The organism is Caulobacter sp. LARHSG274, assembly GCF_052871235.1.
Window position 1 is genome coordinate 123,094 of sequence record NZ_JBIXJO010000010.1, and the last position, 17,265, is coordinate 140,358.

A 17,265-nucleotide genomic window follows, 5' to 3' on the forward strand; every position below is an offset into this window, starting at 1 on the left:
GAGGACAACACCATGGAAAACTTCCAGATCGAGGTCAACGGCGACGGGATCGCCCTGGTCACCTTCGACGTGCCCGGCCGCAGCATGAACACCCTGACCGCCTCGGTGATCCGCGAGATCGGCGAGCTGGCCGAGACGATCAAGTCCGACGCCGCCATCAAGGGCGCGGTGATCACCTCGGGCAAGACCACCGGCTTCTGCGCCGGCGCCGACCTGGGCGAACTGGGCGACACCGAGGGCTTCGGCGCCGACCTGAAGGCGGCGTTCGACACCGGCTTTGCGCTCAACAAGGCCTTCCGCGCCCTGGAGACCGGCGGCAAGCCGGTGGCCGCGGCGATCAACGGCCTGGCCATGGGCGGCGGCCTGGAATTCACCCTGGCCTGCCACTATCGCGTGGTGGCCGACAATCCCAAGATCCAGCTGTCGCTGCCCGAAGCCAAGGTCGGACTGCTGCCCGGCGGCGGCGGCACCCAGCGGCTGACCCGGCTGGTCGGGGTGATGGCCGCGGCCCCCTACCTGCTGGAAGGCAAGTCGATGAAGCCGGCCGAGGCCCTGGGCCTCAAGGTCGTGCACGAGGTCGTCCCCGCCGACCAGGTGGTCGAGGCGGCCAAGACCTGGGTCAAGACCAAGGGCGACCCGGTCGCTCCGTGGGACAGGAAGGACTTCAAGATCCCCGGCGGCGGCCCTTATTCGGTCAGCGGCAGCCAGGTGTTCATCATGGGCAACGCCATGCTGCGCAAGCAGACCTACGGCAACTACCCCGCCCAGCTGAACATCATGAAGGCGGTCTATGAGGGCCTGCAGGTTCCGTTCGACGCGGCCATCCGCATCGAGACCCGCTATTTCCTCAAGACCCTGATGTCGCCCCAGGCCAAGGGCATGATCCGCACCCTGTTCCTGTCTCTCCAGGAGCTGGGCAAGGGTTCAGGCCGTCCGGCCGGCGTGCCGCACTATGACGTCAAGAAGGTCGCCGTGCTCGGGGCCGGCATGATGGGCGCAGGCATCGCCTACGTCCAGGCCATGGCCGGCATCGAGACGGTGCTGATCGACCAGACCCAGGAAGCCGCCGACAAGGGCAAGGGCTATGCCGAGGGCCTGGTCAAGAAGGCGGTCTCGCGCGGGAAGATGACAGCCGAGAAGGGCGAGGCCGTCTTGGCCCTGATCCATCCGACCGCCGACTACGCCGAGGTCAAGGGCAGCGACCTGGTCATCGAGGCGGTGTTCGAGAACCGCGAGGTCAAGGCCGGGGTCACCAAGCTGGCCGAGGCCCAGCTGGCCGACACCGCCGTCTTCGGCTCCAACACCTCGACCCTGCCGATCACCGGCCTGGCCAAGGCCAGCGTCCGTCCCGCCTCGTTCATCGGCATCCACTTCTTCTCGCCGGTCGACAAGATGGGCCTGGTCGAGCTGATCATGGGCGAGCAAACCTCGCAGGAGGCCCTGGCCAAGTCGATCGATTACGTCCTGAAGATCGAGAAGACCCCGATCGTCGTCAACGACAGCCGCGGCTTCTACACCAGCCGCTGCTTCGGCACCTTCGTGCAGGAGGGCATGGAGCTGCTGTCCGACGGCTACGCCCCGACCATCATCGACAATGTCGGCCGGGCCACCGGCATGCCCCGCGGCCCGCTGGAGATGCACGACGACGTCGCCCTGGACCTGTCCTACAAGATCGCCCAGCAGACCAAGAAGGACCTCGGCGACAAGTACGAGGAGCGCCCCTTCACTGCGATCATCGAGAAGATGGTCGAGGGCGAGGGCCGCTATGGCCGCAAGAACGGCAAGGGCTTCTACGACTATCCGGAAAAGGGTCCCAAGACCCTGTGGCCGGGCTTGGCCGACCTGGCCCCGGTCAGAATCGCCGAGGTCGATAAGGCCGGCATCGAGGAGATCCGCGTCCGCCTGCTCTATCGCCAGGCCGTGGAAGCCGCCCGCTGCTTCGAGGAAGGGGTGATCACCGACCCACGCGAGGCCGATGTCGGGGCCATCCTGGGCTGGGGCTTCGCGCCCTGGACCGGCGGCCCGGTCAGCCTGATCGACGGGATCGGGGCGGCTAGGTTCGTCGAGGCCTGCGACGCCCTGGCCCAGAAGCACGGCGCCCGGTTCGCCCCGCCGCAGCTGCTGCGCGACATGGCCGCCAAGGGCGAGACCTTCTACGGCCGCTTCGGCGTCAAGGAAAAGGCCGCCGCCTAGGCCGGCCTTTCAGCCACGACGGAAGGGCCCGGCGGCGACGCCGGGCCCTTTTGCTTGCGCGCCCGCCTTTGTTGCGCCGCCGTCGCGCCGCCGCCATGGTCCCGCCGCACCAGGACCCTAGAGCTGCGCCGGGTGAGATCGTGCCCGCCTCTGACCCGTCCCTGGTCCAACCGCCGCGACGGCGACGCCGCGCCGGAACGCCAGGAAGACCTGCATGCGCGCCAGCCGCGGTCCCGTTCGATGAAACCGGCGCAGCGGCGGTGGCTGATGGTCGGGACGGCGTCGGTGGTGCTGCATGGCCTGCTGGGCTGGGCGCTGCTGATCGCGGTGCCGCCGCCTCCGACCCTGGTCGAACCCCGCAGCGTCCAGGTCGAGCTGCTGGACCCCGCCAAGACGCCGCCGAAATCGACGGCTCGCGCCGAAGAGCGCCCCACGATCCGGCCGGCCGCATCCTCGACGTCCGGCCCTAGGCCGCGGCTCCCCGCGCCCGCGCCGATCGTCATCGCGCCGACCCGGCCCGCGCCGTCGGGCGAAATCGTCGCCCCGCCCGGCTTCACCGCCCGTGGGACCCTGACCGGCGGCGGCGAGGCCCTGCGCCAGGCCGCCCGCCAGGGCGGAGGGTGCGACCATGCCGACATCCTCAAGCTGACCAAGGCCGAACGCGACGCCTGCGCCGAAAAGCTGGGGGCCAAGAACAAGAACGGCCCGGCCCTCTATGCGGCCATCGACCCCGATAAGAAGGCCGCCTTCGACGGCGACTGCAAGAAGGACGACGACTGGTGCCTCTACCGCACCGGCAAGGGCCCCTATCCGGGCCTGTTCGCCCTGGGCAAGAAGAAGAAGATCAAGGGCTGGGACTGAGAGGGCGCCGCCCACCGGACGGTCCGACCTCAGCGAACTGACGTCGTTGCCGAATACTCAAGAACGAAGGCCGCTCTCGACCTGCGATGTATTCCTTGTGATGGACTTGGAGAATGACGCCGTCCGTCACGCAGCGTTTTACGTCCGCAAATCTGTTGACAACACCAGAACTCCGCCCTCTGCATTACACCGATGTTACAGGGAGGGGGCATGCGCGCCAAATTATGGGTTATGGCAGTATTGTGCATGCCGACGGCTATGGCAGTATTGTGTGCACCAACGGCGCTGCTCGGCCAAGAGGTCAGGGTAGCCAAGTCGACCCCCGTCGTTACAAAAGCCATGCGCACCCTGCCTGTGCACGTCGGAGGCAGGGTTTCGATTAGCCCCCTCTCCGGACCGTTGCCTGGGGGAGCCAAACGCTACCTTCACCAATGGCCCGGCGTCTATTTCGAGACGTCGTTCTCGGGCGATATGCTGGTTCTCAAATTTGACGACCCCTACAATGAATATCGGTTGTCGATCGACGGACAACCTCCTCAACGGATAGCCCAGCCCGGCGCGTTTGAATATTCGGTTACGGGTTTGCCGGCGGGCCTTCATCACGTCCACCTGGAAAAGGTGACCGAAAGCATTGACCATTCGGCCAGCTTCGACGGTTTTTACGCGCCCCCCAGCGCGCGCATCCATCGCATCGAACCTCGAGCCAGGCGGATCGAATTTATCGGCGACTCCGGCATGACCGGCTACGGCATCCGCTCGGAGACGCGGGCATGCACCCAGGAGGAAGTTCGCCTGAGGAGCGATGCGCAGATCGCCTATCCCGCCTTGGTGGCAAAGCGCCTCGACGCGGATTATCAGGTCAACGCCATTTCCGGACGCGGCCTGATCCGCAATTATGGCGGGCAATGGCCGGACGACACGATGCTGCATGCCTATCGCTATGCGGTGCGCGAGCGCGGACTGCTTTATCGCGACAATGGTTGGCGCCCGCAGGTGATGTTCGTCATGCTGGGGGCGAACGACTTTTACGGTGATGTGAAAGCCGGGGAACGCTGGACGTCGCTTCCCGTCCTGGCCAAGGAATGGACGGAGGCCTTCGCGCAGTTCGTCATCGGCCTTCATCGACAGACGCCCGATGCGACGATCATCGTCGGGTGGCCGGATATGGCCGTACAGACCGACGCCGATGTGATCCGCATGTATACACTGTCGCAGGAGAGCATCGAGGCCGCGACACAGCGTGAGGGGATAAGGAAGCTCAGCTTCCTGTCGATGATGCCGGGCCTGAAGCCGCAAAACAGCGCCTGCGATTATCACGCGAGCGCCGAGGACCATCGCCAGATAGCCGCCTATGTGACCAAGGCGGTCGAGACCCTGACCGGTTGGCGCGCGCACTAAGCTTGTCTCTACGACAAGACCGTCGCGACGCGCGAAGAGCTATGAGCCACAACATAGCGATATACGGGAAGTGGTGCCGCTTACAGGACTCGAACCTGTGACCCCCTCATTACGAATGAGGTGCTCTACCAGCTGAGCTAAAGCGGCGCTTCGTACGGGGGCCGCGAGGGCCCGTCGGACACTGGTGCCTCCCGCCCGGCAAATCACCGCCCGGCGCGAGGAGGGGCCTATTTAGCGGCGCGCGGGCCGCTTGCCAAGCGTCGGCGTGAACCGCCGGCGCGACGCGGTCCCGGACCGTCGGTTTCGTCCCCGGCCGGGGCGGCGGCGTCGAAGCCGCCGGGGCCGATGCCGGGGTCGTCCGGAATGGGCATCAGCGCCCCGCCGGTCTCGGCCGCGCGGACGAACGGCGTCGACTCGGCATAGGCCGAGGGCAGTTCCGGCAGCTCGCTCATCGTCCGCTCGCGGCGCTCGAAGCGCGGATGGATCAGCTCGCCGGTCTCGGCGTAGCTGAGGGTCAGCCGGGCCCAGTCGTCGCGGGCGTAGGCGAAGGCCCGGCCCTCGGGGTCGAGGTCCGACCAGTCTGGCTCCTGCGGCGCGGCCGCGCCGCGGGCGATCCAGGCCCGGGCCTCGTCGGCCTCGCCATTGGCGTAGGCGACGCGCGACATCAGGCCGGCTGCCCTTGCCGTCAGCGGTTCTTCGGGAAGCAGCCGGGCGGCGGCGCGGGCGGCGACCGGGTCGCCGCCGATCAGGGCGCTTTCCACCTTCAGCAGCCGGCTCTCGCGAGCCTCGGGCTTCAGATTGGCCAGGGTCGCCAGCCGCAGCGCCCGCAGCTTGGGCGTCTCATTGGTCTTCAGGTCGCGATAGGCCAGCCACAGGGCCGGATGCGGCGACAGCTTCCAGGCGGCCTCGACCAGGCTTCCGGCCTTGGCGGCCTTGCCGTCGGCGGCCAGCAGCCGGGCGGCCATCACCACGCCGGGGGCGAAGTCGGGCTTCAGCCTGGCGGCCTGGGCGGCGAGGTCGAGGGCCTGGGCCAGGGTCCTGGGATCGTCGGACTCCTCCAGGCTGGCGGCCGAGGCGGCCAGCAGGGCGGCGCGGGCCCGCTCGGCGACCAGGGGCGGCACGATCTTGCGCTCCAGCGCCCCCTGGACCAGGTCGAGGGCGGCCTTCCAGTCGCCGGCCTCCAGCCTCGCTTCCAGCAGGGCCCGCCAGGCCCAGCGCGCGGTCTTGGCCAGGCCGTAGGCGGTCTCGGCGTGGCGCAGGGCCAGGGTCCTGTCGCCCTCGGCCAGGGCGGTCTGCATCAGGCCGCGCAGGCCGGCCAGCCGCATCTCCGGAAAACCGAGCATGGCGTTATAGGCCTGGCGGGCGGCGACATGATCGCCGGCCGCCTCCGCGGCCTGGGCGGCCAGCACCCGGATCAGGGCCGGGGCGTCCTCGGCCAGGTCCGCCGCCTTCTGGGCCAGGCGGCGGGCCTCGGAGCCGTCGCCGGCCGCCACCGCCAGGAAGCCGCGCGACAGGGCCTCGACGCCCTGCTTGCGCTTGGCCTCGGCCCGGGCCCGGGCGGCCCGGCGCGGGGCCTCGACCACCCACAGCAGACCGCGCCACAGCATCGTGGCCAGCAAGGCGGTGAACAGGGTCAGCAGGGCGGCGGCGGCGGCGGTCATCTCGACCCGCCAGCCCATCCAGTCCAGGCGGGCCGAGCCGGGCTCGCCGGTCAGGGCGACCACCGCCACGGCGAGGGCGGCCACCAGGAAGAAGACGATCGCCGCGCGGATCATGGCGCCACCGGCTCGGCCGGCGCCGTCGTGTAGGGTCCCGAGGCCGGGGCCGGGGTCCGGGTCGCCTCGGCCAGGCCGGCCAGGGCGTCGGCGCGGATCGCCGCGACGTGGCGGTCGATCTCGACCCGGCGCTCGGCGGCGGCGCGCCACGAGGCCAGCACCGTCTGGGCCGAGGCGGGCAGGGGCTCCAGGGCCGCCAGGCCCCCCTCGACGTCACCCTCGTTCAGCAGTTTCTGGGCGCGGTTGAGCACGGCGTCCGGGGTCGAGCCCTGGGTCGAGGCGACCTGGCGGATCGAGACGATGCTCGACAAGGCGTGGCGCAGCTTGGCCAGAAAATCGGCGTCGCGGCCCGGCGCGCGTCCGGCGACGGCGGCGCGGGCGCTCAGGGCCTCGAAGGCGGCGGCCAGGCCGGCCCGGGTCGGAGCCCCGTCCTGGGCCAGGCGGGCCAGGCCGCGCAGGTCCGGCGACAGCGGCAGCACCCGCTCCAAGCTGGACAGTTCGTCGGCGAATGGGCGGGAGGTTCCGGCGGCGTCGGCCAGGGTGGCGGCGGCCAGGGCGGCGGCGGCGGCGTCGAGCGCGCGCTGCTGGCCGGCTTCGAGCTGGGCCACCCGCCCTTCCAGCCGGGCGACGTCCTGGGTCGGCGCCGGTTCGGCCCGGGCCTGGGGCGGGACGGCGGGCGGCGGGTCGAGGCGGGCCGGGGGAGCCGCGGCGGCCGGCGGCGGCTCGGCGGCGGCCGGAGCCTTGCCGCCCGCAAACCAGGTCGGGCCGAATCGGGCCAACCCGGCCCCGGCGGCCACGCAGATCACGCCGAAGGCGATCAGCGCCCAGAAGCCGGGCCCCAGGACGTGGCGGCGCGCGTACAGGGCGGGGTCCTGCGGGGCGGCGATGTCAGCGGGATCGGGCGCGGCGTTCATGGCCCATTCGTGCCCCACGCCGCCGCGCCGCGCAATCGCTCAGCTAGCGGTCCAGCAGGTCCAGCAGGTCCAGCAGGTCGGTTTCGGTCGGGCGCGGCGCGACGGCCACGGGACCCAGGGCGCCGGCCGCCTCCAGCCCCGCCAGCGGCGCGGCGACGGCGGCCGACAGGCACAGGGCCCGCAGACGCGGCGCGGGATGATCGGCCACCAGGGCGGCCAGGACCCGCGCCGCCCGCGGCGAATGCAGCAGCACCGCCTCAAGTGCGTCGAGCACGGCCAAGGTCGCGGCCGCCGGCGCGCGTGGGATCGTCTCATAGAGCGCCAGGCGGCGGGCGGTCAGGCCGGCGGCGGCCAGGGGGCCCAGCAGGTCGCCGGCCGGATCCAGGGCTCCGGAATGCAGCACCGCCCCTTCCAGGCCCGCCGCCTCGCCGACGATCAGCGCCGCCAGGGCCGCGACGTCGCCGTCGGCCGAGGCGACCTCGGCGAAGCCGGCGGCGCGGGCCGCCTGGGCGGTGCGGTCGCCGACCGCGAACACCCGCCGCGTCCGGTCCGGACAGGCCCGGGCGAAGGCGGCGACACCGTTGACGCTGGTGAAGGCCAGGGCCGCGACCCCGGCCAGGTCGATGGCCGGCGACAGGCCGCGCACGACGAGCAGCGGATCGACCAGCGGGGTCCAGCCGCGGGCGGCCAGGCGCCGGGCGGTGGCCTCCGCCCCCGGCGAGGCCCGGGTCACCCAGATCCGCCGCGTCGCCGTCATCGGCCTAGTCCGTCAGGATCAGGGCCGGACCGCCGTCGGCGCGGACGGCGGCGCCGAGCTCAAGGCCCAGGGCCCGGGCCCCCTCGGTGTCGTCCAGGCCGGGCAGCGTCACCGCGCCCTCGCGGCGGAAGCGCTGGGCGCCGTCGGGGGTCAGGGCCTCGACGATCATCGTCAGGACCAGGCCGTCCAGCCGGGCATAGGCCCCGACGGCCGTACGGCAGGAGCCTTCCAGGGCGTAGAGCGCGCCGCGCTCGGCGGCGACGGCGATCGTCGTGGCCGGGCAGCGGACGGCCGCCAGCCAGGGCAGGTCGACGTCCTCGGACCGGGTCTCGATGACCAGGGCCCCCTGGCCCGGCGCCGGCGGGGCGGCGACCGGGTCCAGCCAGCTGCGGGTCAGATGTCCCAGGCCCAGGCGGTTGAGGCCCGACTGGGCCAGCAGGATGGCGTCGGCCTCGCTGCGCTCCAGCTTGGCCAGGCGGGTGTCGACATTGCCGCGCAGCATGACGATCTCCAGGTCCGGCCGCACGTGCAGGGCCTGGGCCTGGCGGCGCAGCGAGGCGGTGCCCAGGCGCGCACCCCCGGGCAAGTCCTCCAGCCGCTCGGCGATATGGCTGATGAAGGCGTCGCGCGGATCCTCGCGCTCGGGCGTGGCGGCCAGCACCAGGCCCGGCGGCAGCTCGGCCGGCATGTCCTTCAGCGAATGGATGGCGCAGTCGATGCGGCCGTCGAGCAGGGCCTCCTCGATCTCCTTGGTGAACAGGCCCTTGCCGCCGATCTCCATCAGCCGGCGGTCCTGGATGCGGTCGCCGCTGGTGACGATCGGGACCAGCTGGGCGAAGGCCTCCGGGTCATCGCCCGGACCGGCGCCGAGCGCGGCGGCGATGCGGGCCTGCATCAGGCCGGACTGGGCCAGCGACAGCTTGGAGCCGCGCGCGCCGATGCGGATGGGTTGCCGGGACACGGTGGGGGCGTTACCTGCAAGGAACGAATACAAGCCTTCGCTGCTACAGGAGCGGCGGGAACCCCGCAACCGAATGACAACCCTTAAGAACCCGGGCCTGACGCAGGGTCTGACGATCCTCGGTCTGGAGACCAGCTGCGACGAGACCGCCGCGTCCGTCGTGCGCCGGGGCGAGGACGGGCGCGTGGAGGTGCTGTCGTCGATCGTCGGCACCCAGTTCGAGCAGCACGCCCCGTTCGGCGGGGTGGTGCCGGAGATCGCCGCCCGCGCCCATGTCGAGGCCATCGACGGCGTCGTCGCCGAGGCGATGCGGGCCGCCGGGCTCGGCTTCGAGGCCCTGGACGGCGTCGCCGCCACCGCCGGGCCCGGCCTGGTCGGCGGGGTGATGGTCGGCCTGGCGTTCGGCAAGGCCGTGGCCCTGGCCCGCGACCTGCCGCTGGTGGCGGTCAACCACCTGGAGGGCCACGCGGTCTCGGCCCGGCTGGGGGCGGACATTCCCTACCCCTTCCTGCTGCTGCTGGTCTCGGGCGGCCATTGCCAGCTGCTGGAGGTGGCGGGGGTGGGGGCCTGCACCCGCCTGGGTTCGACCATCGACGACGCGGCCGGCGAGGCCTTCGACAAGATCGCCAAGAGCCTGGGCCTGCCCTATCCCGGCGGTCCGGCCCTGGAAAAACTGGCCGCCACCGGCGATCCCACGAAGTTCGACCTGCCGCGGGCCCTGCTGGGCCGCAAGGACTGCGACTTCTCGTTCTCGGGCCTGAAGACCGCCGCCGCCCGCCTGGCCGAAACCCTGACCACCGACGCCCAGCGCGCCGACCTGGCCGCCGCCGTCCAGGCCGCCATCGCCCGCCAGCTGTCCGAACGCACCGACCGGGCCATGAAGCTCTACGCCGCCGGCCATCCCGGCCAGGCTCTGCGCTTCGTGGTCGCCGGCGGGGTCGCCGCCAACGGCGCGGTCAAGGCGGCCCTGCGCCGGAACTGCGACGACAACGGCTTTTCCTTCGACGCCCCGACCCTGGCCTATTGCACCGACAACGCCGCGATGATCGCCCTGGCCGGGGCCGAGCGTCTGGCGGCCGGCATCTCCGACGACCTGGACGCCGTGGCCCGGCCGCGCTGGCCGCTCGACGAGGCCGCGGCCCTGTCCAATCCGAGCAACAAATTCGGCCGCAAGGGAGCCAAGGCATGAGGTTCAAGCACGCGGGCGTCATCGGCGCCGGGGCCTGGGGCACCGCCCTGGCCCAGGTCTGCGCCCGGGCCGGCCTGGCGGTCACCCTGCAAGCCCGCGAGGCCGAGGTGGTCGAGGCGGTCAACGCCCGCCACGAGAACGCGGTGTTCCTGCCCGGCGTGGCCCTGGAGCCGGCGATCCGCGCCACCCATGACATGGCCGACCTGGCCGCCTGCGACCTGATCCTGGCTGTCCCCCCGGCCCAGCACCTGCGCGCCGCCCTGGGGGCGCTGAAGCCGCACCTGGCGGCCGGCGTCCCGGTGGCCCTGTGCTCGAAGGGCGTCGAGCAGGGCACGCTGAAGCTGATGACCGAGGTGGCCGCCGAGGCCCTGCCCGGCGCGCCCCTGGCGGTGCTGTCGGGGCCCAGTTTCGCCGGCGAGGTGGCCCGCGGCCTGCCCACCGCCGTCACCCTGGCCTGCGCCGACGAGGCCCTGGGCAAGGCGATCGGCGAGGCCATCGCCATCCCGACCTTCCGCCCCTACTGGACCGCCGACATGATCGGGGCCGAGGCCGGGGCGGCGGTCAAGAACGTCCTGGCCATCGCCTGCGGCATCTCCGAGGGCAAGGGCCTGGGCCGCAGCGCCCACGCCGCCCTGATCACCCGCGGCTTCGCCGAGCTGACCCGCCTGGCCGTGGCCCTGGGCGGCAAGGCCGAGACCCTGGCCGGGCTGTGCGGCCTGGGCGACCTGGTCCTGACCTGCTCCAGCCCCCAGTCGCGCAACATGAGCGTCGGCCTGGCCCTGGGGGGCGGCCAGACCCTGGACCAGGCGCTGGCCGGCAAGGTCTCGGTGGCCGAGGGCGTCGCCTCGGCCCCGGCCGTCCGGGCCCTGGCTCGCTCGCTGGACGTCGAGACCCCGATCTGCGAGGCCGTCGCCGCCATCCTGGCCGGCGAGGTCGATGTCGACAGCGCCATCCTCGGCCTGCTGTCGCGGCCGCTGAAGACCGAAGCTTGAGAAAAGGACCCCGCCCATGCCGCTCTACGCCATCATCTGCAAGGACAAGCCCGGCGCGCTCGACACCCGCCTGGCGACCCGCCCGACCCACCTGGACTATCTGAACAACAGCAAGACCCTGAAGCTGGCCGGCGCCCTGCTGGACGACGCGGGCAGCCCGATCGGCTCGATCATCGTGGTCGAGGCCGAAGACAAGGCCGCCGCCCAGGCCCAGGCCGACAACGACCCCTTCACCGCCGCCGGCGTGTTCGAGAGCGTCGAGGTCCATCCCTGGCGGCTGGCCATCGGCAGCGTCTGAGCCCTTCACCGTCCGATGCGCGCCGACCCCGACAATCCCGCCCGCCCCGCCGCCGGGGCGGTGCTGTGCGCGCTGGACGCGATCGCCTCGCCCGGCGCGCGCGGCTTTCGCTTCCGGGTCGGCGAGGCGGTGTTCGCCGGCTTCGTGGTGCGGCGGGGCGAGACGGTGGTCGGCTATGTCGACAGCTGCCCGCACGCCGGCTGGCCGCTGGCCGGCCCCAGCGGCCGGTTCCTGACCCGCGACGACGCCCTGATCCTGTGCGGCGGCCACGCGGCCCTGTTCCGCATCGAGGACGGCGCCATGGTGGCCGGCCCCTGCGAGAACGTCGCCCTGACCCCCTGGCCGGTGCGGATCGAGGGCTCGGACATCGTGGCGGCCTGATCTGATCCACGGCTCGGCGAAGGGCCATAGGGGGCATCTCCGCCGCTCTTGGTCGAGCCCCTCTTGGTCGATCCTCGGCCCTTGACCCCGCACGGACGCCTAGGGATTGCCGTCGCGTTTAAACCGGGCGCCGTCTCCATCGGCATATATCGCTTCCATGGCCCTCACCGCGCCGCCTGCATCGCGTTCGAACACCACCCGGCGATCCGGCTCACCCGCCACGGTGAAGGTGTCGCCGCTCACAAGGAACAGGACCGACCGAGGGCGATCGCCGCGCTGCAGGAACAGCTTGCCGTCCGCCTGGCCGACCGTCAGAGCGCCGTAAGCACCGACATAGTCGCTCAGCGGCTTGCCCGCCGGCGGAGCAGCCTCCGCCCGTAGAGCCTCAAGCGCCCAGCGCGCCCCGGTGTCGCTGGGATCGGTCTTGAGAACCGCTTCCAGGGCCAGGTCGCGGGCGGCGTCCAGCGCCTTACCGGCGGGGACGACGACATCGGGCTGGACGCCCACGCCTTCCCAGTTGGTATGGGTGATCGGGCTGGTCGGCGCGCCGTTCGAGACGAAGACCGCGAAGCCGCCGCCGACCGGGACCATTCCGCCAGGATTGGCCGCCCCGGCGCTGGTCTGGCCGACGATCACGGCTCGGCCGGCGTTCTTTAGCGTATAGGCGAAAGCCTCGGCGGCCGAACCGGTGCGGGAGCTGATCAGGATGTAGAGCGGGGTGGTCAGCCGCGGTTCGGCGTACCAGTCGGCGGGCGCTTCGCTTTCCGTTCCTTGGCGCGAATGGAAGGTATTGTAGATATCCGCGCCCCGCGGCGTGAAGGCGCTGGTGAGGTAGCCGACCATGGCAGGCGATCCGCCGCCATTGTTGCGCAGATCGATAATCACGGCGTCGGTCGTCGACACCAGGCGAAGGGCCGCCTCGATGGCCTGGCGCGCCGGTTGATCGGGTTTGCCGAACGCGAAGTCGGCGAACATGCGCAGGTCGATATAGCCCAGATTGCCGCCCAGAACCTCGACCTTGCGGACGCCGTAGGCCGCGCGCCGTTCCGGATCGACGTTTAAGGGGGGCGTCGCCGGCGCGAGCCCCGGCGAGGGCGCGGCGGCGGCCGGCGGCGAGAACTCGACAGCGAAATGGTGATCAAGGGGGCGGAGGCGGTCGCTCAAGGTCGTGGCGAGATCGCGGGGATCGGTTTCAGCGTCGAATTCGCCGCGGCGCGCCGCCGCGCGCAAGCCGTCGGCGATTTTCTGGCCCTTGGCGGCATCGAAATAGGTGTCGCCGATGGCCTTGGCCACATTGTCGGCTACGACCCGAGGTTGGACCTCGCCGGCCGGCGCGGCCTGTACGGCGACGGTCAGGCTCAAAGCGACGACAAGGCTGCTCAGGCCAAGGTGAAGGCGGTGCGGCATGGCGACGGGGTCCCGATTTTGCGCAAGGGAGCATCACGCCGCGCCGCCGGCCTAGTGAATTCGGCGTAAGCAAGAAGTGCTCGCAAGGAACGGATATCCCCTGGTTCAGCCGACGGTGAAGCGCTTTGGCGCGCCGGCGCGCCACACCCTGCCCTTGCGGCGGACAGAGGGGCTTCCGCCACAAGGGCGGGAATGACGAGTGTAAATTGGGGTGAGCGGAGTTTTGGGCGCGCTATAGAACCTGGCCTTAACGCCTTTCGCCTAGGTTGTCCCCGCCACAAGGGGAGAGACCGGCGCCATGGCCGACGGATCCAATGCGAATTTCGACGCCGCCCTGACCGACGCGCAGGACGCGCGCGGCCTGGGCGCCAAGCTGCGCTCGTTCGCCAAGGTCAATCCGCGCTTCGCGCCCGACCTGGCCCGCACCATGCTGGCCAAGCGCGACCATGCGGTGGTCGAGGCCTTCAACGCCCACAGCGAGCAGGTCGGCTACGAGTTCACCTCCGGCTGGGCCTCCAACAATATCCCGTTCGTCACCCCGCTGCTGCGCGACTTCGCCGGCAAGCGCGGCGACGCGCCGTTCCGCTACCTCGAGATCGGGGCCTATGAGGGCCGCAACCTGGCCTTCATGGACTGGCTGTTCCCCGGCCGGCTCGACGTGACGGTGATCGATCCCTGGTTCGACGAGGCCCTGAACCCGGAAGAGAAGTACCACGCGGTCGAGCCGCGCTTTCACCGCAACATGGCCAAGACCTCGTTCCGGTCGATGTCGGCCCGCAAGGGCTTTTCGACCTACGAGCTGCCGCGGATGCTGGCGGCCGGCGAGCAGTTCGACCTGATCTATGTCGACGGCAGCCACACCGCCCTGGCCGTACTGATCGACCTGTGCTTCTGCGCCAGCCTGCTGACCACCGGCGGCATGATGGTGATGGACGACTACTGGCACGACATCAGCGAGATCGGCGGCCCCGGCGTCAAGCAGGCGGTCGACCAGTTCCACGCCGCCTTCGGCCGCTATTTCGCGATCACCGCGGTCTATCGCCAGGTGGCGCTGACCAAGATCGCGGAGATCCCGCGGTAGGGGCGATGATCGAAGGCTGAATCATCTTCATCCCGTCTCCCCGGCGAAGGCCGGGGTCCAGATTCAGCCGTCGCATTGGAGGTTTATCCGAAACACCCAGCCCTACGATCTGGGCCCCGGCCGTCGCCGGGGAGACGGAAGAGGATGGGCGTTTCTATCTGGTCTCGTCGGGTTCTAAACCCGCTCCTCCGCCGTGAACGCCGCCAGGTCGTCGATCAGAGACCGCGCCGCCAGGGCGACCAACTCGCCGCCCTTTTCCGGCGTGGCCTGGGCCGGGTCCGAGCCCATGCGGCCGTCGGCGTAGCGGGCGCGGAAGTCGAGGGCCTCGCGGATCGGGCCGGTGGGAGCGATCTTCGGCGCGTAGTCGGCGGTCTTGATGCTGCCGGGATAGGCCCATTGGGTGACGGCGATCTCCGAGGGCGTGGCGTGGCTGCCGTGGCCGGCCGGGAACTGCTGGCCCGCCAGGCGCAGCACGCCCTTGAGGTCCCACCAGTTCTTCAGCCGCAGGGCGAACGGCGCGCGTTCCTTGCGGAAGCTGTACTCGGCGTAGATCTCGGAGAAGGCCGCCTCGATCGAGGCGACATTGCCGCCGTGGCCGTTGAGGAAATAGATCTTCTCGAAGCCGTGGGCGCTGAGCGACCGCACCCAGTCGCCGATCGCGGCGATGAAGGTCGAGGGCCGCAGGAAGATCGTGCCCGGAAAGGCCAGGTGGTGCTGGGCCATGCCGATATTGAAGGTCGGGGCCACGAGCACGGTCGCCGACAGCTTGCTGGCCTCGTGGGAGATGATCTCCGGGCACAGCCAGTCGGTGCCCAGCAGGCCGGTGGGCCCATGCTGCTCGTTGGAGCCGATCGGCACCACCACCGTCCTGGAGGTCTCAAGGAAGGCCTCGATCTCGGGCCAGGTCGACAGGGCGAGCAGCATGGTCGGAACTCCGCATAGGCACCCCCTGCGCTTTACGCCTTTCCGGCCGACAGGCCGACGACTTTTGGCCGGGCCCGCCCCGCGCTTCTGTTTTTCCCCAATGGTCTGCTTGCGTCCGCCGCCCCGCCGCGCATAACTCCGCCGCAACAAGGCCAAGGGAGTTGACGGCGTGAGCGAAGGTCAGGTGTTTCCGGTTCCCGACCACTGGGCGCGCGAGGCGCATATCGACGCCGCCGGCTATGAGGCCGCCGTGGCCCGGGTCGAGACCGATCCGGAAGGCTACTGGCGCGACCTGGCCGCGCGGCTGGACTGGATCACCCCGCCGACCCAGATCAAGGACGTGTCGTTCGCCAAGGACGACTTCCGCATCCGCTGGTACGCCGACGGCACGCTCAATGTCAGCGTCAACTGCCTGGACCGCCACCTGCCGCAGCGCCGGGACGAGGTCGCCCTGATCTTCGAGGGCGACGAGCCGGACGTCTCGTTCAAGGTCACCTATGGCGAGCTGCACGCGCAGGTCTGCCGGATGGCCAATGTCCTCAAGGCCCAGGGGGTCAGCAAGGGCGACCGGGTGACGATCTACTTGCCGATGATCCCGATCGCGGCGGTGGCGATGCTGGCCTGCGCCCGGATCGGGGCGGTCCATTCGGTGGTGTTCGGCGGCTTCTCGCCCGACGCCATCGCCGGCCGCATCCAGGACTGCGCCTCGCACTTCGTGATCACCGCCGACGAGGGCCGCCGCGGCGGCAAGCGGGTGCCGCTGAAGGCCAATATCGACAAGGCGCTGGAGCAGTGCCCGTGGGTCGGCAAGGTGCTGATGGTCCGCTGGACCGGCGCGGACGTGCCCCTGGTCCCCGCCCGCGACATCGTCTGGGACGACGTCAAGGACAACGTGCCGGCGACCTGCGACCCCGAGCCGATGAACGCCGAGGACCCGCTGTTCATCCTCTACACCTCCGGCTCGACCGGCAAGCCCAAGGGCGTGCTGCACACCACCGGCGGCTACCTGGCCTGGGCCAGCTGGACCCACGAGGCGGTGTTCGACTACCGACCCTCTTCTCCAGGCAAGAAGGGCGAGGTGTTCTGGTGCACCGCCGACGTCGGCTGGGTGACCGGCCACAGCTATGTGGTCTACGGCCCGCTGGCCAATGGCGGGACCAGCCTGATCTTCGAGGGCGTGCCCAACTATCCGACCCCGGCCCGGTTCTGGCAGGTGGTCGACAAGCACCAGGTCGAGATCTTCTATACCGCCCCCACTGCCCTGCGGGCCCTGATGCGCGAGGGCGACGACTATGTCGCCCAGAGCGACCTGTCGTCCCTGCGGCTGCTGGGCAGCGTCGGCGAGCCGATCAATCCCGAAGCCTGGCTGTGGTACCACCGGGTGGTCGGCAAGGACCGCCTGCCGATCGTCGACACCTGGTGGCAGACCGAGACCGGCGGGATTCTGGTCTCGCCCCTGCCGGGCGCCACCGCCCTGAAGCCGGGCTCGGCCACCAAGCCCCTGCCCGGCGTCAAGCTGCAGCTGGTCGACGCCGAGGGCCAGGTTCTGGACGGCGCCACCGAGGGCAACCTGGTGATCACCGACAGCTGGCCGGGCCAGATGCGCACCGTCTATGGCGACCACGGCCGGTTCTTCGAGACCTATTTCTCGACCTATCCCGGCAAGTACTTCACCGGCGACGGCTGCCGGCGCGACGCCGACGGCTATTACTGGATCACCGGCCGGGTCGACGACGTCATCAACGTCTCGGGCCACCGGCTGGGCACGGCCGAGATCGAGAGCGCCCTGGTCGCCCACGACACCGTGGCCGAGGCCGCCGTGGTCGGCTATCCGCACGACATCAAGGGCCAGGGCGTCTACGCCTATGTGACGCTGAAGGCGGGGATCGAGCCGACCGACCAACTGCGCAAGGACCTGATCCTGTGGGTGCGCCGGGAGATCGGCCCGTTCGCCGCGCCCGACCTGCTGCAATGGGCCCCGGGCCTGCCCAAGACCCGCTCGGGCAAGATCATGCGCCGCATCCTGCGCAAGATCGCCGAGAACGAGCTTGGCAGCCTGGGCGATACCTCGACCCTGGCCGATCCGGCCGTGGTCGACGACCTGGTGAAGAATCGCGCCAACGGATGATGCCCT

At 70.7% G+C, this 17,265-nt stretch carries 16 protein-coding genes and 1 tRNA gene; 10 read left to right on the top strand and 7 right to left on the bottom strand.

Features of this window, described 5'->3' with window-relative positions; genetic code table 11:
- Positions 1-12 precede the first annotated feature (12 nt).
- The 3 genes from ACIPQB_RS16840 to ACIPQB_RS16850 all read left to right on the top strand — a co-directional run bounded on the left by ACIPQB_RS16840 (position 13) and on the right by ACIPQB_RS16850 (position 4,452).
- Positions 13-2,193 carry a 3-hydroxyacyl-CoA dehydrogenase NAD-binding domain-containing protein gene (locus ACIPQB_RS16840; RefSeq protein WP_446486407.1) on the top strand — a complete coding sequence of 727 codons (2,181 nt, stop codon included), beginning with the start codon at positions 13-15 and terminating at the stop codon, positions 2,191-2,193.
- A 240-nt stretch (positions 2,194-2,433) separates the two neighbouring features.
- The gene (locus ACIPQB_RS16845) at positions 2,434-3,054 is read left to right on the top strand and encodes a hypothetical protein (RefSeq protein ID WP_446486408.1); all 621 of its coding nucleotides are present in this window, start codon (positions 2,434-2,436) and stop codon (positions 3,052-3,054) included.
- Between the two features lie 210 nt (positions 3,055-3,264).
- Positions 3,265-4,452, top strand: a complete 1,188-nt coding sequence (locus ACIPQB_RS16850; RefSeq protein WP_446486409.1) for a GDSL-type esterase/lipase family protein — start codon at positions 3,265-3,267, stop codon at positions 4,450-4,452.
- A 71-nt stretch (positions 4,453-4,523) separates the two neighbouring features.
- Here the strand turns inward: ACIPQB_RS16850 and ACIPQB_RS16855 are convergent.
- The 5 genes from ACIPQB_RS16855 to hemC all read right to left on the bottom strand — a co-directional run bounded on the left by ACIPQB_RS16855 (position 4,524) and on the right by hemC (position 8,859).
- Positions 4,524-4,599: transfer RNA gene (locus tag ACIPQB_RS16855), tRNA-Thr, on the bottom strand.
- Positions 4,600-4,679: 80 nt separating this feature from the next.
- Positions 4,680-6,227 (bottom strand): heme biosynthesis HemY N-terminal domain-containing protein, encoded by a 1,548-nt coding sequence (locus tag ACIPQB_RS16860; protein WP_446486410.1) that lies wholly within the window; start codon positions 6,225-6,227, stop codon positions 4,680-4,682.
- Entirely contained in the window at positions 6,224-7,141 is a 918-nt protein-coding gene (locus ACIPQB_RS16865) for a COG4223 family protein (protein ID WP_446486411.1), read from the bottom strand. The genes ACIPQB_RS16860 and ACIPQB_RS16865 overlap by 4 nt, the downstream gene beginning before the upstream one ends.
- A gap of 43 nt (positions 7,142-7,184) precedes the next feature.
- Positions 7,185-7,898: a uroporphyrinogen-III synthase gene (locus tag ACIPQB_RS16870; protein WP_446486412.1), complete on the bottom strand. Its 714-nt coding sequence runs from the start codon at positions 7,896-7,898 to the stop codon at positions 7,185-7,187.
- A 4-nt stretch (positions 7,899-7,902) separates the two neighbouring features.
- A complete protein-coding gene (gene hemC / locus ACIPQB_RS16875; RefSeq protein WP_446486413.1) occupies positions 7,903-8,859 on the bottom strand; it encodes a hydroxymethylbilane synthase in 957 nt (318 codons plus the stop codon).
- A 73-nt stretch (positions 8,860-8,932) separates the two neighbouring features.
- Between hemC and tsaD the strand changes: the two genes are divergently transcribed.
- The 4 genes from tsaD to ACIPQB_RS16895 are packed head-to-tail and all read left to right on the top strand — an operon-like array spanning position 8,933 to position 11,719.
- Positions 8,933-10,048: a tRNA (adenosine(37)-N6)-threonylcarbamoyltransferase complex transferase subunit TsaD gene (gene tsaD / locus ACIPQB_RS16880; RefSeq protein ID WP_446486414.1), complete on the top strand. Its 1,116-nt coding sequence runs from the start codon at positions 8,933-8,935 to the stop codon at positions 10,046-10,048.
- Positions 10,045-11,040 carry an NAD(P)H-dependent glycerol-3-phosphate dehydrogenase gene (locus ACIPQB_RS16885; RefSeq protein ID WP_446486415.1) on the top strand — a complete coding sequence of 332 codons (996 nt, stop codon included), beginning with the start codon at positions 10,045-10,047 and terminating at the stop codon, positions 11,038-11,040. Before tsaD ends, ACIPQB_RS16885 begins: the two co-directional genes overlap by 4 nt.
- 16 nt (positions 11,041-11,056) lie before the next feature.
- Positions 11,057-11,338 (top strand): YciI family protein, encoded by a 282-nt coding sequence (locus ACIPQB_RS16890; protein WP_446486416.1) that lies wholly within the window; start codon positions 11,057-11,059, stop codon positions 11,336-11,338.
- 15 nt (positions 11,339-11,353) lie between these two features.
- Positions 11,354-11,719, top strand: coding sequence for a Rieske (2Fe-2S) protein (locus ACIPQB_RS16895; protein ID WP_446486417.1), 366 nt, complete (start codon positions 11,354-11,356; stop codon positions 11,717-11,719).
- 99 nt (positions 11,720-11,818) lie between these two features.
- On the opposite strand, the gene ACIPQB_RS16900 is transcribed toward ACIPQB_RS16895, so the two are convergent.
- A complete protein-coding gene (locus ACIPQB_RS16900; RefSeq protein ID WP_446486418.1) occupies positions 11,819-12,883 on the bottom strand; it encodes a S41 family peptidase in 1,065 nt (354 codons plus the stop codon).
- Between ACIPQB_RS16900 and ACIPQB_RS16905 the strand changes: the two genes are divergently transcribed.
- Together ACIPQB_RS16905 and ACIPQB_RS16910 are read left to right on the top strand one after the other, a co-directional pair.
- Positions 12,851-13,195 carry a hypothetical protein gene (locus ACIPQB_RS16905; RefSeq protein ID WP_446486419.1) on the top strand — a complete coding sequence of 115 codons (345 nt, stop codon included), beginning with the start codon at positions 12,851-12,853 and terminating at the stop codon, positions 13,193-13,195. The two genes, ACIPQB_RS16900 and ACIPQB_RS16905, sit on opposite strands and share 33 nt — an antisense overlap.
- Before the next feature lie 229 nt (positions 13,196-13,424).
- A complete protein-coding gene (locus ACIPQB_RS16910; RefSeq protein WP_446486420.1) occupies positions 13,425-14,207 on the top strand; it encodes a class I SAM-dependent methyltransferase in 783 nt (260 codons plus the stop codon).
- A 174-nt stretch (positions 14,208-14,381) separates the two neighbouring features.
- Here ACIPQB_RS16910 and ACIPQB_RS16915 read toward each other — a convergent pair whose 3' ends face one another.
- Positions 14,382-15,131, bottom strand: coding sequence for a creatininase family protein (locus tag ACIPQB_RS16915; RefSeq protein WP_446486421.1), 750 nt, complete (start codon positions 15,129-15,131; stop codon positions 14,382-14,384).
- Between the two features lie 169 nt (positions 15,132-15,300).
- On the opposite strand from ACIPQB_RS16915, the gene acs reads away from it, so the two are divergent.
- Positions 15,301-17,259, top strand: a complete 1,959-nt coding sequence (gene acs / locus ACIPQB_RS16920) for an acetate--CoA ligase (RefSeq protein ID WP_446486422.1) — start codon at positions 15,301-15,303, stop codon at positions 17,257-17,259.
- Positions 17,260-17,265: the final 6 nt, after the last annotated feature.

Coding starts and splice junctions, on each gene's coding strand:
- ACIPQB_RS16840 (WP_446486407.1), top strand. CDS start 13: ATGGAAAACTTCCAGATCGAGGTCAACGGCGACGGGATCGCCCTGGTC.
- ACIPQB_RS16845 (WP_446486408.1), top strand. CDS start 2,434: ATGAAACCGGCGCAGCGGCGGTGGCTGATGGTCGGGACGGCGTCGGTG.
- ACIPQB_RS16850 (WP_446486409.1), top strand. CDS start 3,265: ATGCGCGCCAAATTATGGGTTATGGCAGTATTGTGCATGCCGACGGCT.
- ACIPQB_RS16860 (WP_446486410.1), bottom strand. CDS start 6,227: ATGATCCGCGCGGCGATCGTCTTCTTCCTGGTGGCCGCCCTCGCCGTG.
- ACIPQB_RS16865 (WP_446486411.1), bottom strand. CDS start 7,141: ATGAACGCCGCGCCCGATCCCGCTGACATCGCCGCCCCGCAGGACCCC.
- ACIPQB_RS16870 (WP_446486412.1), bottom strand. CDS start 7,898: ATGACGGCGACGCGGCGGATCTGGGTGACCCGGGCCTCGCCGGGGGCG.
- tsaD (WP_446486414.1), top strand. CDS start 8,933: ATGACAACCCTTAAGAACCCGGGCCTGACGCAGGGTCTGACGATCCTC.
- ACIPQB_RS16885 (WP_446486415.1), top strand. CDS start 10,045: ATGAGGTTCAAGCACGCGGGCGTCATCGGCGCCGGGGCCTGGGGCACC.
- ACIPQB_RS16890 (WP_446486416.1), top strand. CDS start 11,057: ATGCCGCTCTACGCCATCATCTGCAAGGACAAGCCCGGCGCGCTCGAC.
- ACIPQB_RS16895 (WP_446486417.1), top strand. CDS start 11,354: ATGCGCGCCGACCCCGACAATCCCGCCCGCCCCGCCGCCGGGGCGGTG.
- ACIPQB_RS16905 (WP_446486419.1), top strand. CDS start 12,851: ATGGTGATCAAGGGGGCGGAGGCGGTCGCTCAAGGTCGTGGCGAGATC.
- ACIPQB_RS16910 (WP_446486420.1), top strand. CDS start 13,425: ATGGCCGACGGATCCAATGCGAATTTCGACGCCGCCCTGACCGACGCG.
- ACIPQB_RS16915 (WP_446486421.1), bottom strand. CDS start 15,131: ATGCTGCTCGCCCTGTCGACCTGGCCCGAGATCGAGGCCTTCCTTGAG.